This window comes from Brevundimonas sp. Marseille-Q4549, assembly GCF_976940555.1.
The window spans coordinates 221689-241859 of the sequence record NZ_CDRHXG010000001.1 but is presented as its reverse complement, the minus strand read 5'-3'; the positions used below and the strand labels follow the sequence as shown (position 1 = coordinate 241859).

The 20171-nt window shown below is 70.3% G+C and carries 18 protein-coding genes, 1 tRNA gene and 1 riboswitch; of the genes, 9 read left to right on the top strand and 10 right to left on the bottom strand.

The window, feature by feature from the left end; genetic code table 11:
• Positions 1 to 36: 36 nt before the first annotated feature.
• Both ACWPV3_RS01300 and proB read right to left on the bottom strand, forming a co-directional pair.
• Complete coding sequence (locus ACWPV3_RS01300; RefSeq protein WP_453976540.1) at positions 37 to 1299, bottom strand: glutamate-5-semialdehyde dehydrogenase; 1263 nt, start codon at positions 1297 to 1299, stop codon at positions 37 to 39.
• Positions 1296 to 2429 carry a glutamate 5-kinase gene (gene proB / locus ACWPV3_RS01295; protein WP_453978482.1) on the bottom strand — a complete coding sequence of 378 codons (1134 nt, stop codon included), beginning with the start codon at positions 2427 to 2429 and terminating at the stop codon, positions 1296 to 1298. Before proB ends, ACWPV3_RS01300 begins: the two co-directional genes overlap by 4 nt.
• Before the next feature lie 133 nt (positions 2430 to 2562).
• Between proB and ACWPV3_RS01290 the strand changes: the two genes are divergently transcribed.
• The 4 genes from ACWPV3_RS01290 to ACWPV3_RS01275 all read left to right on the top strand — a co-directional run bounded on the left by ACWPV3_RS01290 (position 2563) and on the right by ACWPV3_RS01275 (position 7994).
• Entirely contained in the window at positions 2563 to 3321 is a 759-nt protein-coding gene (locus ACWPV3_RS01290) for a ZIP family metal transporter (RefSeq protein ID WP_453976539.1), read from the top strand.
• Positions 3322 to 3552: 231 nt separating this feature from the next.
• Entirely contained in the window at positions 3553 to 5790 is a 2238-nt protein-coding gene (locus ACWPV3_RS01285) for a glycoside hydrolase family 3 N-terminal domain-containing protein (protein WP_453976538.1), read from the top strand.
• 94 nt (positions 5791 to 5884) lie between these two features.
• Entirely contained in the window at positions 5885 to 7045 is a 1161-nt protein-coding gene (gene carA / locus ACWPV3_RS01280) for a glutamine-hydrolyzing carbamoyl-phosphate synthase small subunit (RefSeq protein WP_453976537.1), read from the top strand.
• A gap of 4 nt (positions 7046 to 7049) precedes the next feature.
• Positions 7050 to 7994: a hypothetical protein gene (locus tag ACWPV3_RS01275; protein WP_453976536.1), complete on the top strand. Its 945-nt coding sequence runs from the start codon at positions 7050 to 7052 to the stop codon at positions 7992 to 7994.
• A gap of 13 nt (positions 7995 to 8007) precedes the next feature.
• Here ACWPV3_RS01275 and ACWPV3_RS01270 read toward each other — a convergent pair whose 3' ends face one another.
• The 4 genes from ACWPV3_RS01270 to metX form a co-directional block, all read right to left on the bottom strand.
• Positions 8008 to 8274: a hypothetical protein gene (locus ACWPV3_RS01270; RefSeq protein ID WP_453976535.1), complete on the bottom strand. Its 267-nt coding sequence runs from the start codon at positions 8272 to 8274 to the stop codon at positions 8008 to 8010.
• 206 nt (positions 8275 to 8480) lie between these two features.
• Positions 8481 to 8555 (bottom strand) — tRNA-Glu (locus ACWPV3_RS01265).
• A gap of 52 nt (positions 8556 to 8607) precedes the next feature.
• Complete coding sequence (gene metB, locus ACWPV3_RS01260) at positions 8608 to 9786, bottom strand: cystathionine gamma-synthase (protein WP_453976534.1); 1179 nt, start codon at positions 9784 to 9786, stop codon at positions 8608 to 8610.
• A complete protein-coding gene (metX, locus tag ACWPV3_RS01255; protein WP_453976533.1) occupies positions 9783 to 10835 on the bottom strand; it encodes a homoserine O-succinyltransferase MetX in 1053 nt (350 codons plus the stop codon). The genes metB and metX overlap by 4 nt, the downstream gene beginning before the upstream one ends.
• Before the next feature lie 79 nt (positions 10836 to 10914).
• Positions 10915 to 11028, bottom strand: a riboswitch (SAM riboswitch).
• Positions 11029 to 11215: 187 nt separating this feature from the next.
• Between metX and ACWPV3_RS01250 the strand changes: the two genes are divergently transcribed.
• From ACWPV3_RS01250 to ACWPV3_RS01235, 4 genes are all read left to right on the top strand, one after another.
• Entirely contained in the window at positions 11216 to 11362 is a 147-nt protein-coding gene (locus tag ACWPV3_RS01250; protein ID WP_453976532.1) for a hypothetical protein, read from the top strand.
• 104 nt (positions 11363 to 11466) lie between these two features.
• Positions 11467 to 13215 carry an amino acid kinase family protein gene (locus tag ACWPV3_RS01245; RefSeq protein WP_453976531.1) on the top strand — a complete coding sequence of 583 codons (1749 nt, stop codon included), beginning with the start codon at positions 11467 to 11469 and terminating at the stop codon, positions 13213 to 13215.
• A 4-nt stretch (positions 13216 to 13219) separates the two neighbouring features.
• Positions 13220 to 14185: a homoserine kinase gene (gene thrB / locus ACWPV3_RS01240; protein WP_453976530.1), complete on the top strand. Its 966-nt coding sequence runs from the start codon at positions 13220 to 13222 to the stop codon at positions 14183 to 14185.
• 111 nt (positions 14186 to 14296) lie between these two features.
• Positions 14297 to 14611 (top strand): CsbD family protein, encoded by a 315-nt coding sequence (locus ACWPV3_RS01235; RefSeq protein ID WP_292089212.1) that lies wholly within the window; start codon positions 14297 to 14299, stop codon positions 14609 to 14611.
• 8 nt (positions 14612 to 14619) lie between these two features.
• Here ACWPV3_RS01235 and thrC read toward each other — a convergent pair whose 3' ends face one another.
• Entirely contained in the window at positions 14620 to 16014 is a 1395-nt protein-coding gene (thrC, locus tag ACWPV3_RS01230; RefSeq protein ID WP_453976529.1) for a threonine synthase, read from the bottom strand.
• Between the two features lie 176 nt (positions 16015 to 16190).
• Between thrC and ACWPV3_RS01225 the strand changes: the two genes are divergently transcribed.
• A complete protein-coding gene (locus ACWPV3_RS01225; RefSeq protein WP_453976528.1) occupies positions 16191 to 17147 on the top strand; it encodes an aspartyl protease family protein in 957 nt (318 codons plus the stop codon).
• A gap of 6 nt (positions 17148 to 17153) precedes the next feature.
• Here ACWPV3_RS01225 and pgm read toward each other — a convergent pair whose 3' ends face one another.
• From pgm to ACWPV3_RS01210, 3 genes are all read right to left on the bottom strand, one after another.
• Positions 17154 to 18791, bottom strand: coding sequence for a phosphoglucomutase (alpha-D-glucose-1,6-bisphosphate-dependent) (pgm, locus tag ACWPV3_RS01220; RefSeq protein WP_453976527.1), 1638 nt, complete (start codon positions 18789 to 18791; stop codon positions 17154 to 17156).
• Positions 18792 to 18820: 29 nt separating this feature from the next.
• Positions 18821 to 19672, bottom strand: a complete 852-nt coding sequence (ypfJ, locus tag ACWPV3_RS01215) for a KPN_02809 family neutral zinc metallopeptidase (protein ID WP_292089216.1) — start codon at positions 19670 to 19672, stop codon at positions 18821 to 18823.
• Positions 19673 to 19737: 65 nt separating this feature from the next.
• The gene (locus ACWPV3_RS01210) at positions 19738 to 20139 is read right to left on the bottom strand and encodes a hypothetical protein (RefSeq protein WP_453976526.1); all 402 of its coding nucleotides are present in this window, start codon (positions 20137 to 20139) and stop codon (positions 19738 to 19740) included.
• Positions 20140 to 20171 lie beyond the last annotated feature (32 nt).

The following is a 20171-nucleotide window of genomic DNA, read 5'->3' as shown; positions in this document are numbered from 1 at the left end:
AGAGCCGGAGGCGGAAACGCTTCCGGCTTTTCGCTGTCAGGGCCGGGTCTGGCCCTGGCCGCGCACGACGTATTTGTAGGTGGTCAACTGTTCGGCGCCGACGGGGCCGCGCGCGTGGAGGCGGTTGGTGGAAATGCCGATTTCGCCGCCGAAGCCGAACTCGCCGCCGTCGGCGAACTGGGTCGAGGCGTTGATCAGGACGATGGCGCTGTCGATCCGGGCGGCGAACCGTTCGGCAGCCTCAGCGTCGGTGGCGACGATGGCCTCGGTGTGGCCCGAGCCGTAGCGGGCGATGTGGTCGACGGCGGCGTCCATGTCCGCGACGACGCGGACGGCCAGGATGGGGGCCAGATATTCGGTCAGCCAGTCGGCCTCGACCGCCGCGACCATGCCGGGGACCAGGGCTTGCGCCTCGGCGTCGCCGCGCAGTTCGCAGCCGGCGGCGATCAGGTCGGCGGCGACGGGGGGCAGCAGGCGCCGGGCCGCCGCCCGGTCCACCAGCAGGGTCTCGGTGGCGCCGCAGACCGAGACGCGCCGCATCTTGGCGTTCAGCACCAGGGCGCGGGCCGTCTCCAGATCGGCCGATTGGTGCAGATAGGTGTGGTTCAGCCCCTCCAGATGGCTGAGAACCGCCGTCCGCGCCTCGGTCTGGACGCGGGCGACCAGGCTCTTGCCGCCGCGCGGCACGATGACGTCGATGGCGCCGTCCAGCCCGGTCAGCATCAGGCCCACCGCCGCGCGATCCGGCGTGTCGACCAACTGCACCGCATCGGCGGGCAGACCGGCCTCGGCCAGGGCTTCGGCGATCACGGTCGCGATGGCCAGGGACGACTGCAGACAGTCCGAACCACAGCGCAGGATGGCCGCATTGCCCGAGCGGATGCACAGGGCGGCGGCGTCCGCGGTGACGTTGGGCCGGCTTTCATAGATCACGCCCAGCACGCCGATGGGGGTGCGGACGCGGGCGATGTCCAGGCCGTTGGCGGGGGTCCAGCGTTCGGTCTCGACCCCCAGCGGATCGGGCACGGCGGCGATGGTCGCGACGGCCTGGACCATGCCGGTGATGCGGGCGGGGCTCAGCGACAGCCGGTCGATCAGGGCCTCGCTCATGCCGCCCGCGCGGGCGGCCGCCACGTCGCGGGCGTTGGCGGCCAGGATGTCGGTTTCGGCCGCCGCGAGCCCTTCGGACAGGGCGGTCAGGGCGCGGGTGCGGGCGGCGGCCGGGGCTTCGCGCAGGGCCGTGGCGGCGGCGCGGGCGCGGCGGCCCATCTCCAGCATGGAGGTCGAAAGGTCGGTCATCGGTCGTCCAGCACCATGTCGTCGCGGTGGATCAGAACAGAGGCGCCGCGATAGCCCAGCACGGCCTCGATCTCGTCGGAGCGGCGGCCCCGAATACGGGCGGCCTCGTCCGCCGCATAGGCGGCCAGGCCCACGCCGACGGCCCGGCCATCGGCGTCGATCAGGCGCACGCAGTCGCCCTTTTCGAAGGCGCCGGACAGAGCGGCGACCCCGGCGGACAGCAGGCTCTTTCCGGCGCGCAGGGCGGCGACGGCGCCGGGGTCCAGCGTCAGGGTTCCGGTCGGCGACAGACTGCCGGCGATCCACTGTTTGTAGGCGGCCATCGGCCCGTCGGGCGCGGCGATCAGGGTGGCGCGGGCGCCGTCGCGAATGGCGCTCAGCGGCGAAAGCGTCTGGCCCGAGGCGATCAGGGTGGCGCAACCGGCCGAGCGCGCGATCTGGGCCGCCGCCAGCTTGGTGGCCATGCCGCCGGTTCCCACACCCGCATCGGCGTTGGCGCCCCCGCCCATGGCCAGGATGTCGGGGGTCAGGCTCTCGATCAGCGGCAGGTGGGCGGCGTTCGCGTCGCGTCGCGGGTCGGCGGTGTAGAGGCCGTCCACATCCGACAGCAGGACCAGCAGGTCCGCCCGCGCCAGCTGGGCCGTGCGCGCCGCCAGGCGGTCGTTGTCGCCGTAACGGATTTCCTCGGTCGCCACCGTGTCGTTCTCGTTGACGATGGGCACGACCCCGTGGGCCAGAAGCGCCTGGACGGTGGCGCGGGCGTTCAGCCACCGCCTACGGCGTTCGGTGTCGTCGCGGGTCAGCAGCACCTGGCCGGCGATCAGGCCGTGCGGCTCCAGCGCGGCGGACCAGGCGGCCATCAGCAGCGACTGACCGACCGAGGCCGCCGCCTGCTTGTCCTCCAGCCGCGCGCCCAGGTCCGGCAGGCGGCCCCGGCCCAGGGCGATGGAGCCGGAAGAGACGACGATCACCTCGCGCGCCCTGGCCCTCAGCGCGGCGATATCGGCGGCCATGGCCGTCAGCCAGTCGCGCGTCGGCCGCCGCGTCTCGGCGTCGATCAGCAGGGACGAGCCGATCTTGACCACGATGCGGCGCGCGCCGTCCAGGGCGGAGGCGGCGTCTAGGGTCAGGGGCTGGGCGGCGGCGGACGACATGACGGTGTCTCTAACGCGCGCTTTACCGCTTGTCTCTTGCCGCGTCGCACCGCAATGCAGGCGGATGATGGAATCCCTTTTCCCTGCCTCCGGCGGTTTGGCCCCGATCATGGCCGGAACGCTGGGCAGTCTGGCGGCGGGCATGATGACGGCGGTGGGGGCGGTCCCGCTGCTGTTCTTCCGCAAGCCGGGGGTGCAGACCCAGAGCGCCCTGCTGGGCTTCGCCGCCGGGGTCATGCTGGCGGCGTCCTTCTTTTCGCTGATCATTCCCGGCGTGGAGGTGCTGGAGGCGGGCGGCGCGGGGCAGGCGGCGGCCGCCGGGGTCATGGCGACGGCGGTGCTGATCGGGGCGGCGGTGATCGGCCTGATGAACCGTTTCGCGCCGGTCGACATGCTGGCCATCGGGCCGGCGGGATCGCGCCACCTGTCGCGGCGCATCTGGCTGTTCATCATCGCCATCACCCTGCACAACTTTCCCGAGGGGGCGGCGGTGGGTGTCAGCTTCGGCGGCGGCGACATGCATCAGGGCCTGTCCACGGCCATCGGCATCGGCATCCAGAACATGCCGGAGGGCTTAGCCGTGTCGGCGGCGATGGCGACCCTGGGCTATGGACGCTGGCCGGCCTTTCTGGCGGCGCTGGCGTCCGGTCTGGTCGAGCCGGTGGGCGGCCTGATCGGGGCCAGCGTGGTGGATATGGTTCCCGGCGCCCTGCCGTGGGGCCTGGGTCTGGCGGCGGGAGCCATGATCTATGTCGTCACCGCCGAGATCATTCCCGAGACCCGCGAACAGTCCAAAGGCGAAGGGTCGATGATCGGCCTGATGATCGGCCTGGTCGGGATGATGTTTCTGGACATCGCTCTGGGATGAAGGCGCGTGGGAGGTGAAAACATAGCCGACCGACGTTCGACTGTTACATCATTTACATCGCCGCCAGGGGTTGAACCGGGCGGGTCCGGAAGGCTAGGCCAAGACTTCGCCTCGTCCAGAGACCCCCGGAGCGCCATGACAAAGACGCGACCCCTCAAGACCGCGGCTTCCCGTAGAAATTTCCTGTCTGGCCTGGGTCTTCTGACCCTGATGGGCGCCGGAGTCTTCCCCATGCCTGCTTCCGCTGAAATCGCTCGTACCGTTCAACGTCATCGCCAGCGGATCGAGGATCTGATCGCGGCCATGACCGTGGAGGAGAAGGCGGGGCAGCTGAACCTGCTGGCTGATCCCTTCCGCTGGATGCCGACAGCGGTGAACCCGCTGGACGGCACGGGCGACCCGGCGCGCGTCACCGCCCTGATCCGCGAGGGCAAGGTCGGGTCGCTGTTCAACGGCATCGGCGCCGAGGCGGGCCGTCGCATCCAGCGCGTCGCGATGGAGGAATCGCGGCTGAAGATTCCGCTGCTGTTCGCCGCCGACGTGATCCACGGCTTGTCGACCATCTTCCCGGTGCCCCTGGCCGAGGCGGCGGCGTTCGACACCGAACTGGCGTACCGGACCGCGCGGGCGGCGGCGATGGAGACGGCCGCCTCGGCCGTTCACCAGACCTATGCCCCCATGGTGGACGTGGCGCGCGACCAGCGCTGGGGCCGCAATGTCGAGGGCGCGGGCGAGGACGTTCTGCTGAACAATCTGCTGGCGGCAGCGCGGGTGCGCGGCTTCCAGGGCGAAAAGGGGCTGGACGACCGCGACGCCGTCCTGGCCACGGCCAAGCACATGGCCGGCTATTCCGCCGCGATGGGCGGGGTCGAATACAACACCACCGACATGAGCGAGCAGACGCTGCGCGGGGTCTTCCTGCCGCCGTTCAAGGCGGCGGTGGACGCGGGCTGTCTGTCGATCATGAGCGCCTTCAACGATGTGAACGGAGTGCCGGCGTCGGGCAGCCGACGCCTGCTGACCGACATCCTGCGCGGCGAATGGGGCTTCGAAGGGTTCGTGGTCTCCGACTACACCTCCGAGCAGGAACTGATCGCCCACGGCTTCGCCGAGGACGGCCGCGACGCCGCACGACTGGCGTTCAACGCCGGGGTGGACGTGTCGATGGTGTCGGGCCTTTACATGCAGCATCTGCCCGGCCTCGTGGCCTCGGGCGAGGTGTCGATGGCGCGGCTGGACGAGGCGGTGCGCCGCGTTCTGCACGTCAAGGCGGCCCTGGGCCTGTTCGACGACCCCTATCGCGGCACGGACCCGGTGCGCGAAAAGGCGCTGGTCGGGTCGAGCGACCATATCGCCCTGTCGCGGGAAGCCGGCCGCAAGTCGGTGGTCCTGCTGAAGAACCAGGGCGGTCTGCTGCCGCTGAAGAAGAGCCAGAAGATCGCCCTCATCGGCCCGTTCGCGGACGATGTGGACAATGTCTGGGGGCCGTGGACCATCTGGGGCGATCCCGCGCGCCGCATCTCGCTGGAGGCGGGTTTCCGCGCGGCGATGAGCGATCCGCGGAACCTGACGATCGCGCGCGGTTCGGGCGTCGAGACGCCGCTGAACGGCGGCATCGAGCAGGCCGTCGCCGCCGCCCGCGACGCCGAGGTCATCGTCCTGGCCATCGGCGAATCCACCAATATGTCGGGCGAGGCCCAGTCGCGCACCGAGATCGTCGTGCCGGCGCCGCAAATGGCCCTGGTCGACGCCATGGCGGCCCTGAACAAGCCGATGGTCGTCCTGCTGCGCAACGGGCGGGCCCTGGCGCTGGAGGGCAATGTGAAGAACGCCCAGGCCATCGTCGTGACCTGGTTCCTGGGCGAGCAGATGGGCAACGCCGTCGCGGACGTGATCTTCGGCGACCACGGCCCGTCGGGACGCCTGCCGATCAGCTTTCCGCACAAGTCGGGCCAGCAGCCCTATTCCTACGACCGCAAGACGACGGGCCGGCCCGCCAACCCCGATCTGGCCAGCGAGGAATACAAGGCCCGCTACCGCGAGACGACCAATACGGCGCTCTATCCGTTCGGCTTCGGCCTCGGCTACGGCGACGTGACCTATGGCCCCATCGAGATGGAGAGCGACGTCCTGCCCTGGACCGGGACGCTGGACCTGGCCGTGACCGTGACCAACGCCGGTCCGCACCCGGCCGAGGAGCTGGTGCAGCTCTATATCCACGACCGCGTCGCCAGCCTGACCCAGCCAGGGCGGCTGCTGAAGGACTTCAAGCGCGTGAGCTTGAAGCCGGGCGAGAGCCAGAAGGTGCGCTTCACCCTGAACGCCCGCCAACTGGGCTTCATCGGGGCGGACGAGACCTATAGGATCGAGCCGGGCCTGTTCGACGTCTGGCTGGCGCCCCATGCACAGGGCGGGGTCACGGCGACCTTCCGCCTGGACGGCCCCCCGTCGATCAGCGACGGGCGTTGAACCTTGCGTTGACGGGGAAGGCCGCAGGGCTTAACGACGCCGCCGTTTGCCTTCGGCCGTCTTTCGGGCCGGATTCGAGTTTAGGAGCGCGCCCATGACGACGACGATTCTTCCGGGCGCGACCGGCGTTCTGGCGCTTGCGGACGGCACCATCCTGCAGGGGATCGGCGTCGGCGCCGTGGGTTCGGCCCTGGGCGAGGTGGTCTTCAACACCGCCATGACCGGCTATCAGGAAATCCTGACCGACCCGTCCTATATGAGCCAGATCCTGGCCTTCACCTTCCCGCACATCGGCAATGTCGGCACGAACGTCGAAGACATCGAACAGATGGGCGGCGGGTCCGACACCTCGGCGCGCGGCGCCATCTTCCGCGACGTCCCGACCGATCCGGCCAACTATCGCTCCGACGCCAGCTTCGACGACTGGATGAAGCGGCGCGGCGTGGTCGGTCTGGCGGGCGTCGACACCCGCGCCCTGACCAAGATCATCCGCGACAAGGGCGCCCCCCATGCGGTGATCGCCCACGATCCCGAGGGCAATTTCGATCTGGACGCCCTGGTCGCCCAGGCACGGGCCTGGACCGGCCTGGTCGGCCTGGACCTGGCCAAGCGCGCCTCGACGCTGCAGGCGTTCGACTGGGACGAGGGGCTGTGGGAATGGCCGGATGGGCATCCCCGGACCGTGGGTCGCAAGGCGGTGGTGGTCATCGACTATGGGGTGAAGCGCAACATCCTGCGCGCCCTGGCCTCGACCGGCGCCAAGATCACCGTGGTTCCCGCGACGACGACGGCGGAAGAGATTCTGGCCCGCAATCCCGACGGCGTGGTCCTGTCGAACGGTCCGGGCGATCCGGCCGCGACCGGCGAATACGCCGTGCCCGAGATCCAGAAGCTGGTCGCCAGCGGCAAGCCTCTGATGGGCATCTGCCTGGGCCACCAGATGCTGGCTTTGGCCTTGGGCGCGAAGACGGTGAAGATGGAGCAGGGCCACCACGGCGCCAACCATCCGGTCAAGGACCTGACCACCGGCAAGGTCGAGATCGTGTCGATGAACCACGGCTTCACCGTGGACCGCGACAGCCTGCCCGAGGCCGTGACCGAAACCCACGTCAGCCTGTTCGACGGCACCAACTGCGGAATCGCGGTCAAGGACAAGCCGATCTTCAGCGTCCAGCACCACCCCGAGGCCTCGCCCGGACCGACCGACAGCCTGTATCTGTTCGATCGTTTCGCCGAACTGATGGGCGACCGCTGAGGCCATGAAACAGGGGGCGGCGCGGTCGGACTATCTGGACTGGCTGGCCCAGGCGCTGGCGGCGACGCAAGCGTTCGAACCCCTGCCGGACGGGGACGTGGTTGTCGGCTACGCCACCGGCTACGACGCCGCCGACATCGCCCCCTTCGTCCTGTCGCTGCGGGCGGTGTTCGATGGGCCGGTCGCCCTGGTGGTCGATGACGAACCGGATTTGCGCGCCTTTCTGACCCAGAACGGCGTCACCGCCGTCGACGCGCCCGTCTGGCGCGGTTGGGCGCCGCATCCGGTGATGCAGCGGTTCGTGGCCTTCGCCGGCCTGCTGGGCGACCGGCCGGGCGCGGCCCTGGCCTGCGACGTGCGCGACGTGATCTTCCAGGCCCCGCCGTTTGCGCCCGCGCCGCAGGGGCTGGAGGCCTTCGTGGAGGCGGACGGGCCGCTGGCCGAGCACGCCTTCAACATGAAATATCTGCGCGCCCTGTTCGGCGAGGGGCTGGCCGCCGCCGTCGCGGACCGGCCCTGTCTGTGCGTGGGAACCCTGGTCGGGACGCGGGTCGAGGTCGCACGCCTGTCGCGGCTGATCCTGTCGCTGGCGGCCACGCCCCGGTCCGAGATCGGCGGGGCCTTCGGCGCGGACCAGGCGGCCTTCAACCTGGCGGTCCATCAGGGACTGGTCTCGTCGAGCATCCAGCCCAACTACGGCCGGGTCGCCACCCTGGGGCTGACGCCGGGCGAGCGGCTGGCGTTCGTCGACGGCCGGGTCGTCAATCCGGACGGCACGGCCAGCCCCATCGTCCACCAGCACGACCGCCATCCGCATCTGGACGCGCCGGTCCACGCCCGCTGGGGCGGAGGACTGGAGCATCGCAAGCGGGTGCGGCCGAAGTCGGCGGGTCAGAAGTGGGCCAAGATGAAGGCCTCGCTGCGACGCCGCACGCCCGAACTGCGCTGATCTGGCGCTTGATCTAGGGCAGGGGAGCGAAGCTGCGCTCTTCGCGCAGGGCGCTGGCCTTTCGTACCGCAAGCGGCGCGGCGTGCAGCCAGTAGTCGGCGTCGTCCAGGCGGCGCTCTCGGCGGCGCTCCAGTCCGCGCATGCGGCGCAAGGCGGCGTTTTCAAGCAGGCGCGCATGCAGGGCGCGGGGCGACAGTTCGGCGATGGCGGGAGAGCCGGGGACGGCGACGGCGTCGGGGCCTTGGGGCTCCACCGCCGGGCGGGCGATGGCGATGAACATGGATGTCTCGGGTCAGGAGGGGAGAGCGCTTCTGCGCCGAGGTAACGTGGGATTAACCACAGTCCCTGTGGATAGTTCCGGACTGCGTCCGAAAAAAGTCCGTGAATCGAAAGACTTACCGCCGCGATCCGAACAAAATGGTTACTGAAATCTTAATCCGTGATCGGAGCGAAAGCTCGACGATGACCGGAGAAAGACGGCGCCGGTGGCAGTCCCTAGGGGAATCGAACCCCTCTTTTCAGGTTGAAAACCTGACGTCCTAACCGATAGACGAAGGGACCGCGGCCGGGGCGGCGCATTTGCCCCGGTTCGGTCCCTCCTGCAAGCGAAAAATTACGCCGCTTCCGCCTTCGCCGGGACGAGGGCGTCCAGCGCCGGGAACAGGTCGGCGATCAGATCCTCGACATGCTCCAGTCCGACCGACAGCCGCACGAGGCCGTCGCCGATCCCGGCCGTGGCGCGCTGTTCCGGCGTCATGGCGGCGTGGGTCATGGTGGCGGGGTGGGCGATCAGGCTTTCGACCCCGCCCAGCGATTCGGCCAGGGTGAAGATCTCCAGCGTCTCGACCAGTTCGCGCACGGCCTCCGTGCCGCCGTTCAGCTCGAAGCTGAGCATGGCGCCGGGACCGGCCTGCTGGGTCGCGACCAGGGCGTGGTTGGGGTGGGACTTCAGGCCCGGATAGTGGACGGCCTTGACGGCAGGGTGGGCGCTCAGCCGCTCGGCGATCTTGCCGGCCGTGGCCTGCTGGCGCTCGATGCGGGCGAACAGGGTGCGCACGCCCCGCAGGGTCAGATAGGCGTCGAACGGCGAGCCGGTCACGCCGGTGCAGTTGGCCCACCAGGCCAGGGTCTGGTGATCCTCGGCGTCGGCCGAGATGACCGCGCCGCCGACCACGTCCGAATGGCCGTTGATGAATTTGGTGGTCGAGTGGACCACGAAGTCGGCGCCCAGCTTGATCGGGTTCTGCAGCGCCGGCGACAGGAAGGTGTTGTCGCACACGACCTTGGCGCCCGCCGCATGGGCGCGGGTGCAGATGTCGGCGACATCGACCAGACGCAGCAGGGGGTTGGACGGGGTCTCGACCAGCACCAGCTTGGGCTTCAGCGCCAGCGCCTTCTCCAGGGCCTCCGGATCGCCCTGATCGACCAGCAGCAGCTCGAAATGGCCCTGGCGCGCGCGGGCGTTCAGCAGGCGACAGGTGCCGCCGTAGCAGTCGTGCGGCGCGATCAGCAGGTCGCCCGGCTGAAGCAGGGTCAGGGGCAGGTCGACGGCGGCCATGCCGGTGGCGGTGATGACGGCGCCGGCGCCGCCTTCCAGCTCGGCCAAGGTCTCGGCCAGCACGTCGCGCGTCGGATTGCCCGAGCGGCTGTAGTCGTATTTCCGCTTCTGGTCGAAACCGGCGAACGAATAGTTGGACGACAGATAGAGCGGCGGCATGACCGCGCCGTGGGCCGTGTCCGTATCCACGCCCGTGCGGGCGGCGATGGTGTGCGGATTGGCGATACGGGTCATGCTTTGATGTCCTTGAAGGCGGCGCGGAGGATGTCGCCGACGAAGGCGTCCTCCTTCAGAAAGGCGTCGTGGCCATAGAGGGAGGGCGCCTCGACGAAGCGCCACAGGGTCGGCAACCGCGCGGCCAGTTCGCGGATGTCGTCGATCGGCACCAGCCGGTCGGAGGTGAAGCCGATCAGGGTGACGGGGGTTTTGATCTTCTCCGGGGTCACGCTGTGGCGGTCCAGGGAATCGGACATCGATAGCCAGCGGGCCGGGGTGGTGTGGGTCCGGTAAGCCTGGCCCCGCGCCGTCAGATAGTCGCAGACGGGATAGGCGCCGCCGACGGCCGCGGGCGCGGTGGTGTCGAAGCGGTCGTGGAACTCCTCGGCCGTGCGATAGGTGGTCATGGCCAGTTCGCGGGCCAGGGCGACGCCCTCCTCCGGGCGGCCGGTGGCGACGGCGAACTGCAGGATGCGGCGCTGGATGCCGCGCCAGGCGGTGGCCTGGGGATGGGCGCGGTGGGCGGCCGAGACGACGATCAGCTGATCGGCCCAGTCGGGATAAAGCTCGGCGAAGGCCAGGCCGATCATGCCGCCGTAGGAGCAGCCGACGAAGGCGGCGACGCGCTCGATCTTCAGATGGTTCAGCACCAGGGCCAGCAGGCGGGCCTGGTCATGGGTGGTGATGGTGACGGGCGTGTCCGAGAACTCGGCCCCCGGCGCGAAATCGACGGCCAGAACCTGATAGCGTGACAGGTCGATGGGGCCGCGCACCGACACGGCGCCCGACCACCAGCCCAAGCCGTTGGTCTCGGTGCGATGGACGAAACGTCCCGCCGAGATGCCGCCGGCGACGACGACGACCGGCGCCCCGGCCCGACCGTGCAGGCGGCCCACGATATTGGGCTGGCTCAGCTTTTCGCCCGAGGCCAGGCGGAAGTCGGCGGGGATGGGGACGATGACGTCGCGGGCGCCGCCGCGTTCGCGAACCGGCGCGGCGACGGGGGCGTCGAGCGGCTGGGGCCGACAGAAGGGCTCTTCAAGCAGGGATGTTTCAGCCAGGGTCATCAATCGTCGTCCGCATCGTTCTCGCCCAGCAAGGTCTCGATGCGGTGACAGATCGTGGAGCGTCGCCTCGCCGATGCTCCACTCATCTCTCGCGGTCCCGAAGGACCCCGCAGGAGTTGGCACCGTTTCGGGCGGAACCCGATGGTTGCCCCGGCGTCAAAGGGCCTAATCCCTCAGCCGGTCTTGATGAGTGACTTTACGTTGATCAAACGGGCGGCGCCGGTCAAGCGGAAAATTCCACCTTTATCGCGGTGTTGCGTGGGTGCATCGGGTGCGAAATGGATGAAAATGGTCGCGTCGTGAAAAAATCATCCAAGCCTGCTTGACAGACCAGGGGTGCGCCAATCACCCTAGGCCAAGATTTCAACCGGACCCGTCCCGTGCCGCAGCGCTCGTTCATCGTCGAAGTTTCCACCGTCGCCGGCTTCGCCGCGACGGCCTTCGGCATGGGCGCGATCCTCGGTGGAACCATTATCGGCGGCACGACCGGCACCACCACCATGCCCAGACGGGCGGGACGAGTTTAGCGCGCCGAACACAGGCGACCGCAGAACCCGAACCCCGCCCGGTCCGCCAGGCGGGGTTTTTCTTTTCACCCCACGCTCCCCATCCAGAACTCCGAGAAATCCCGATGTCCGCCTCCCTCGCCGTCGTAGAGAAACCCGAACCGCTCGATCCCGACCATCTGCGGGCGCCCGAACCCGCCGCCGAGGTGGTGGTGCTGAAGTTCGGATCGTCCATCCTGCGCAGCCCGGCGGAGGCGCCCCTGGTCGCCTCGGCCGTCTACGGCCATGTGCGGGCGGGACGGAAGGTGGTTGCGGTGGTCTCGGCCTTCGGCGGGGCGACCGACCGGCTGCTGGGCGAGGCAAGGGCGCTGGGCCTGGCCCATTCCAACGACCTGCTGCCCGGATACGTGGCCCTGGGCGAGGAGAAGTCGGCGGCTTTGGTCGCCATCGCCTGCGACCGGATCGGCCTGGACGCCTGCGCCCTGTCGGTCAGGGAGTTGGGCATCGTGGCGGAGGGCGAGCCGGAACATTCGCGCCCCTGCGGCCTGCGGCCCGACCATCTGAAACAGGCGCTGGACCGGCACGAAGTGGTGGTGGTCCCCGGCTTCGGCGCGGTCCGGCCTGACGGCAAGGTGGCCCTGTTGGGACGCGGCGGATCGGACCTGACGGCGGTGTTCCTGGCGGCCGAACTGGGGCTGAAGAAGGTGCGGCTGGTCAAGGACGTGGACGGCCTCTACGACCACGATCCCAACGACAAGAGCGCCCCGGCCCTGCGCTATCGCCGGGCGTCCTGGGACGTGGCGCGCAAGCTTGGCGGCGCCCTGGTCCAGCACGACGCCATCGACCTGGGCGAAAGCCGGGGGGTGGAGATCGAGGTGGCGGCGCTGGACCGGGCGGACGGCACGGTCATCGGCGCAAGGTCGGCGCCCCCCGGCCCGGCCCCGGCCCTGCCGCCGCTGAAGGTGGCGGTCGCCGGCTGCGGCGTGGTCGGCGGCGGGGTGCTGGGTCGGCTGCTGGTCGATCCGCGCTACGACGTGGTGGGCGTGCTGGTGCGCAATCCGAACAAGGCGCGCGACGTGGCCTGTCCGGCCTCGCTGTTCACGGCCAGCGCCGAGGATCTGCTGTCGCGCAAGCCCGACATCGTGCTGGAGGCCCTGTCCGAGGGCGAGGCGGGCCATGCGGTGATCCGCGCCGCGCTGGAGGCCGGCTGCGACGTGGCCAGCGCCAACAAACAGGCGGTCAGTCGCGATCCCGGCGGCCTGCAGGCGCTGGCGAAACAGCATGGCCGGCGCGTCTTCTGGTCGGCCTCGGTCGGCGGCGGCTCGCCGATGATCGAGACGGTGCGCGCGGCCCGCGCGGCGGGCGAGGTGGTCGGTTTCGAGGCGGTGCTGAACGGCACGGTCAACTTCATGCTGGAGCGGCTGGGCGACGGCGCGGCCTTCGCCGAGGCCCTAGCCGACGCCCGCGCGGCGGGCTTCGCCGAGGAAGATCCGTCGGCGGATCTGGAAGGGCTGGATGCGGCGGCCAAGGTGCGGCTGTTGTGCCACGAAGCCTTCGGCCGCTCGCCGGACGGCGAGGTGTCGCGCGACGCCCTGTCCGAGACGACCTCGGCCGACGGCGGGGTTCGCCAGATCGGCGCCGCCCATCTGAAGGACGGGGTGGTGACGCCGTCGGTGCGGCTGACGGCGGACCACGGTGATCCCCTGTTCTCGGGCCTGCGCGGCGAGGGCAATGCGCTGAAGGTCTATGGCGCCGACGGGCGGGTGTGGCGGTGCCGGGGACGCGGCGCCGGGCGCTGGGCCACGACCGAGAGCATCATGGCGGATCTGGCCGAGATCGTGCGCGCGCGTCGCGCCGATGCGGGACTGAACTAGGGTCATGGCCATCTTCACCCCCGTCAGCCTGGCCCAGGCCAGGGCGTTCCTGCTCGGCTACGACATCGGTCGGCCCGTGTCGCTGACCGCCATCGCCGAGGGGGTGGAGAACACCAACTATCGACTGGACACGGTGCGGGACGGCGTGGCCCGGCGGTTCGTCCTGACCCTGTTCGAGGGGCGGACCGACGCGGCCTCCCTGCCGTTCTGCCTGGGGCTGACGGCGCATCTGGCCGGGCGCGGCTTTTCCTGCCCCATGCCCGTCGAGGATCGGGCGGGACAGTGGCTGGGTCAACTGAACGGCCGGGCGGCGGCGGTGATCGAATGGAAGACCGGCGCCTGGCTGAGGGCGCCGGGCGAGGCGGATCAGGCGGCGGCGGGCGCGGTCCTGGCGCAACTGCATCTGGCGGCGGCCGACTTTCCGTTGCGGCGGGCCAATCCGGTGGGGCCGGCGGCCTGGCGGCGGCTGGCGGATCGGTGCGCCGAGGGCGTCGCGCGCGCCTCCGACACGGATCGGGGTCTGCTGAAACAGGTGGAGGCGGGGCTGGCGCGGCTGGGTGATCCGTTCACGGACGATCTGCCGGGCGGGGCGATCCACGCCGACTATTTCCCCGACAATGTGCTGTTCGAGAACGGGGCGGTTTCGGCCGTCATCGACTTCTATTTCGGCTGCGACGGCGCCTTCGCCTATGATCTGGCCATCGCCCTGTCGGCCTGGGGGTTCGACGCCGAAGGGCGGGCGCAGCCGCAGGCCCTGGCCGCCTTCCAGCGCGGCTACGAGGCCGTGCGGCCCCTGAGCGCGGTCGAGCGGGCGGCCCTGCCGCGTCTCGGCGAAGCGGCGGCGCTGCGGTTTACGGCGACCCGTCTGCACGACCGCATCTTCCACGATCCGGCCAATCTGGTGACGCCCAAGGACCCGGCCGTCTTCCTGCGCCGTCTGGACCACTGGCGGGCGGTGGAGCCGGCCTGAAAGCAGGGTTGAAATCGGGGCGGCGCCGAAGCCTTTCTGGAACCGAAAGCGGAACCGGGATTTTGATGTGCAACGGCGAAAAGCGCCGCACTTCTCCCCGAGGATGACATCATGACCGACGAACAGATCAACGGCGCCGCTGCGCAGGTGCAGGGCAAGGCGCAGAAGGCTTTCGGTAATCTGGTCGGCGACCAGAAGATGCAGGTCGAAGGCGCCTTCAACGACGCCAAGGGCCGCTCGCTGGAGACCTTCGGCAAGGCCATGGACGCCATCGACCGCCTGGTGGAAAAGGCGCCCGCCGATTACCGCGACAAGGCCCGCACCGTCGCGGCCGAGGCGCGCAAGCGTCCGCTGGTCACGACCCTGTCGGTCGCCGGCGCCGGCCTTTTGCTGCTCAAGATGCTGACCGGCGGCAAGCGCCGCTGAGGTCGGGCCTATTGTCGGCCTGAAAAGGCCGCCACGGCGTCCAGTGTCGCCTCAAGCGTTCCATCCACGACCGTCAACCGCTCGGGCCGGTCGCCCAGGGCGGCGATGACGTTTGCGGGTTCGGGTTCGAAGCTCAGGACGTCGGAGACGAAGGCGCCGAACTTGGACGGGTGGGCGGTGGACAGGGCCACGACCGGCCCCTTGGCGCGGTCCTGGCGGCGCGCGGCGGCCAGGGCGACGGCCGTGTGCGGACAGACGACGCGGCCCCAGGTCTCATAGGCGTGGGCGATTTCGGCGCGGGTCTCGTCCTCGTCGATGGAGACGGCGGAAACCTCGGACCGCAGGGCGGCCAGCAGCGCCGGATCGAAGGCGACGGCGCCGTCGCGGGCGAAGGTTTCGAACACCGCGCGGGTGGCCTCGGCGTCGCGGCCGGTCGCCTCGAACACCAGGCGTTCGAAGTTGGAGGGGGCCTGGACGTCCATGGAGACGCTGCCGCTCTCGACCGCCGCGCGGCGCGAATACAGGCCGTCGTTGAGGGCGCGGGCCAGGGCGTCGTTCTGATTGACCGCGGCGACGAAGCCGTTGGAGGGCAGGCCCATCCGGGTCGCGGCGATGCCGGCGAAGGCGTCGCCGAAATTGCCGGTCGGCACCACGAAGGTCGCCGCCCGACCCAGTTGGGCGGTGGCGGAGACATAGTAGGGGATCTGGCCCGCCAGCCGCGCCCAGTTGATCGAATTGACCGACGACAGGCGGCCGCGCTCGCGCAGGGAGGGCTCGGCCAGCAGGCCCTTCACCAGACGCTGGCAGTCGTCGAAATCGCCGCGCACGGCCAGGTTCAGGACATTGTCCGCCTGAACCGTCGTCATCTGTTTGCGCTGGATCGGCGAGACGCGATCCAGCGGGTGCAGCACGACCAGATCGACCGACTTCGCCCCGGCGAAGGCGCGCACGGCGGCGGCGCCGGTGTCGCCCGAGGTGGCGGTCAGGATGGTCAGCCGCTCGCCCGAGGCGGACAGGGCCTCGTCCGTCAGGGCCGCGACCAGCTGCATGGCCAGATCCTTGAAGGCGGCGGTCGGGCCGTGGAACAGCTCCAGCACGAACAGGCCCGGCTCCAGCTCGACCAGGGGCGTCACCAGCGGATGGTCGAAGCCGGCCGTCAGGCGATCCAGCGCCCGGTCCAGCGCGCCCGCCGGCAGGACGTCGCCGACGAAGGGCGACATGGCCTGAAGGGCGATGCGTTTATAGTCCGCCGCGCCGGTCCACGCCTCGGGCGACAGGGTCGGCCAGGCGGTCGGCATGTAGAGGCCGCCGTCGGGCGCGATGCCGCGCAGCAGGGCGTCGGAGAAATCGGTTTCGGGCGAGAGGCCGCGGGTGGAGACGTAGCGGGCGCTGGAGGTGCTCATGACGGCCTTGGTCCTAGCCAGCGCGGGCGGCGGCGTCACCCCGTTTGTGGTCGAAAGGGGATGTTTTTGGCGGCTGTGGCGGCTCTGCGCCCGGTGCGGGACAATTTCCATGCCGTAGAGCGCCTGCGACCTCGGCTGCGCTGGCGCCTGTCGCCGATGCGGTCCATGTCAGGGGCATGAGACGACGCGATCTTCTGATCCGGCTGGGCCTGGTCGCCGGCGCAGCGGGCGGGACCTGGTGGGTGCGCGACCATGTCGTATGGCGTCGTCCAACGGCGGCGTTCGCGGACGGGCCGACCGATTGGCTGCCCTATGCCGAGGCGCGGGCGACGACCCCCACCCTGGCGTTGAGCGTCAACGGCCGACCGGTGCGGGCGCTGGTGGATTCGGGCGCGCAATATTCGGCGGTGGATCGGTCGCTGGTGCAGCAGTTGGGCCTGACCCATCTGTTCGACATCCCCATGGTCGCCTATGGCGTCGGCGGCGGGGCGCAGATGGGAAGGGGCGCGACGCTTGACGTGGCGGTCGGGGCAGGCGGCAAGGCCCTGCGGCTGGATGGACTGCGCGCCGCGATCCTGGACCTGGGACCGCTGGCGGGCGACGCCGGCCTGGGCGCCGGTCTGATCCTGGGGCAGGACGTGCTGGCCGAACTGGTGCTGGAGCTGGACGCCCAGGCCCGCCGGTTGCGGTTCGCGCCACGCGCCGGCTGGACGCCGCCGCCGGCCCTGACCGCCTTGCCCGTGCGGCGCGCGGGTCGGGCGCTGCAGACGATGATCACGGTCGAGGGCGCGACGGTGGAGGCGGTGGTGGACACCGGCGCCTCGGCCCTTCTGGCCCTGACGCGAGACGCGGCCCAGGGCGTCGGTCTGCTGGACGGGCGCGAGCGGCGGGCCGGCCGCAGCATCGTCCTGGGCGGGATGATCCGGGCCGAGACGGTTCGCGTCCGCACCCTGACCATCGGCGACGAACTGTACCGTCGGGCCGAGGTGGCCATCTATGAGGACGTGCCCGTGCCCGGTTTTCCACGCGCCCTGGTCGGCATGGCCGCCTTCGCCGAGCGTCGCATGGCGATGGACCTGAGCCGGCCGGGCCTGTGGAGCGAACGGCCGCTGGATCTTACGGTCGGGTCCTGATCCCCATCACCCCGCCAGGGCGGCGTCCACGACCGCCCTGGCCTCGGCCTGGACAGCCGCCAGGTGGTCGGCGCCCAGGAAGGATTCGGCGTAGATCTTGTAGACGTCCTCGGTGCCCGAAGGGCGGGCGGCGAACCAGGCGTCCCGGGTCACGACCTTCAGTCCGCCGATGGGTTCGCCGTTGCCGGGCGCCGTGGTCAGGATATCGACGATGGGCTGACCGGCCAGGGCGGTTGCGGTCACGTCGGCGGGCGACAGGGCGGCCAGGCGCGCCTTCTGCGCCCGCGTCGCGGGGGCGTCCATCCGGGCGTAAGCGGGCGCGCCGTATCGGTCGGTCAGGTCGGCGTAGAGGCGGCTGGCGCTCTGGCCCGTGCGACCCTGGATCTCGGCCGCCAGCAGGCACAGCAGCAGCCCGTCCTTGTCGGTTGTCCAGACCGTGCCGTCGCGCCGCAGGAAGGACGCTCCGGCCGACTCCTCGCCGCCGAACCCGACCGAGCCGTCCAGCAGGCCCGGCACGAAATGCTTGAAACCCACCGGCGTCTCCACCAGCCGGCGGCCCAGACCCGCGACCACCCGGTCGATCATGGAAGAGGACACCAGCGTCTTGCCGACCCCGACCTGCGCCCCCCAGCCGGGCCGGTTCTGGAACAGATAGGCGATGGCGGCCGCCAGGAAGTGGTTGGGGTTCATCAGTCCGCCGTCGGGGGTGACGATCCCGTGCCGGTCGGCGTCCGCGTCATTGCCGAAGGCCAGATCGTAGCGCGCCTGCCCCTGCATCATGCCGATCAGATTGGCCATGGCCGCGGGCGACGAACAGTCCATGCGAATCTTGCCGTCCGTATCCAGCGGCATGAAGGCCCAGCGCGGATCGACCGTCTGGTTGACGACCGTCAGGTCCAGGCCATGCCGCTCGGCGATCGCGCCCCAATAGGCGACGGCCGCGCCGCCCAGGGGATCGGCGGCGATCCGCACGCCGGCCTCGCGCACGACGTCCAGGTCCAGCACGCTGGGCAGGTCGTCGACGTAGGCGGCCAGGAAGTCGAACCGGCCGGCCGTCGCATAGGCCTGGGCGAACGGGACGCGGCGCACCTCGGTCAGGCCGCCCTCGATCAACTGGTTGGCGCGGGCGGCGATGGCGGCGGTGGCCTCGCTCCCGGCCGGGCCGCCCGAGGGGGGATTGTATTTGATGCCGCCGTCGCGGGGCGGATTGTGCGACGGGGTGATCAGGACGCCGTCGGCCTGACGTGTGTTGGCCCGATTGTGGGTCAATATGGCGTGGGACACAGCGGGGGTGGGGGTGAAGCCGTCGCGGGCGTCGATCAGCACCTGAACGCCATTGGCGACCAGCACCTCCAGCGTGGAGCGGAAGGCCGGTTCGGACAGGGCGTGGGTGTCGCGCCCCAGGAACAGAGGACCGTCGATTCCCTGCGCCGCGCGGTATTCGGCGACCGCCTGGGCGATGGCCAGGATGTGGGCCTGGTTGAAGGCGCCGTCCAGACTGGACCCCCGGTGGCCCGAGGTGCCGAAGACCACCCGCTGCTGGGGCTCGGTCATGTCGGGCTGGACCGTTTCATAGGCGCCCAGCAGGGCGTCCAGGTCGATCAGGTCTTCGGGGCGGGCCGTCCGGCCGGCGCGTTCGTGCATCGTCAGTCAATCGTTGGAAAAGGGGCGGCTCAGGCGCCGCTGAAGGTGTCGCAGGACGCGGGATCGCCCGACTGATAGCCGCGCTGAAGCCATTCGACCCGCTGGGCCGAGGAGCCGTGGGTGAAGCTTTCGGGCGAGACCCGGCCGCCGGCGCGGCGTTGCAGGGTGTCGTCGCCGATGGCCTGGGCGGTCTTCATGCCTTCCTCGATGTCGCCGGGCTCCAGCGCCACCTTGCCGTTCGACACGGCGGCGGCGTTCTTGGCCCAGACACCGGCGTAGCAGTCGGCCTGAAGCTCCAGCGCCACGGAATACTGGTTGGCCTCGCCCTGACCGCGCGCGCGTTGCTGGGCGCGGCGGACCTGTTCGGACGTGCCGGTCAGGGTCTGGACGTGATGGCCGAACTCATGGGCGATGACATAGGCGCGGGCGAAGTCGGCGCCCGATGCGCCCAACTGGCTCTCCATCTCCTGCCAGAAGCCCAGGTCCAGATAGACCGTCTGATCGTTGGGGCAGTAGAAGGGGCCCATGGCCGACTGGCCCATGCCGCAGCCGGTCGGGGTGCCCTGTTCGTAGATCACGACCTTGGGCGGGGTATAGCCGCGCAGCTTCTGCGACCAGACATCGTTGACGTTGGCGCCGATGACATCGACGAAGCGGCCGGCCTGATCCTGGGGCGTGCCGACCTTGCCTTGCTGTTCGGTGGCGCCGACGCCGCCCATCTGGCTGGCCAGTTGGGTCGTGGTGGACGGGTCGATGCCGAAGACGAAATAGCCGATCAGGGCCAATATGCCGACGCCGATGCCGCCGCCCGCGATGGCGCCGCCGCCCAGTCCGCGCCGATCCTCAACCCCGCCGCCTGTCCGTCCGTCTTGCCAGCGCATGATCGCTCCCCTCGCTTCGTTCCGCCCAAGCTAGGCCTGAACGCGGGGGGAAGGGAAGGGATGCGTCAGGGTTTGCGATCCAGCCAGGCGTCGATCTGGCCGAATCCTTGCGCGGCCGCCTGGCCGCGGGCGGCCGTCGCCTGGCGCAGGGCGCGTTCCTGCTCGGGACTGTAGAGCGGGCGGATCGGTCCGGTCGATGTCGGCGGCGTTGCGGCCTGGCGCGCGGCCTCCAGATCGCGCAGGCGCAGCTGAGTCTCGGTCTGCTGGCTGGCGGCCAGGGCGGCGCCGGCCTGGGCCTGGGCGCGCAGCCGCTCGGTCTCGTAGCGGTGCTGATCGGCGATGGCCGCCGGCGCGCCGCCGACATAGGGGACGTAGGGCGCGCCATAGGGATTGGGCGCAGGTGGGACCTGCGCCGCGACCGGCGTCGCCGCAGCAGCCAGGACCGACAGGATCAGGGCCTTCCTCATGATCCCGACATGGGGCCGAGGACGGCTTGCGC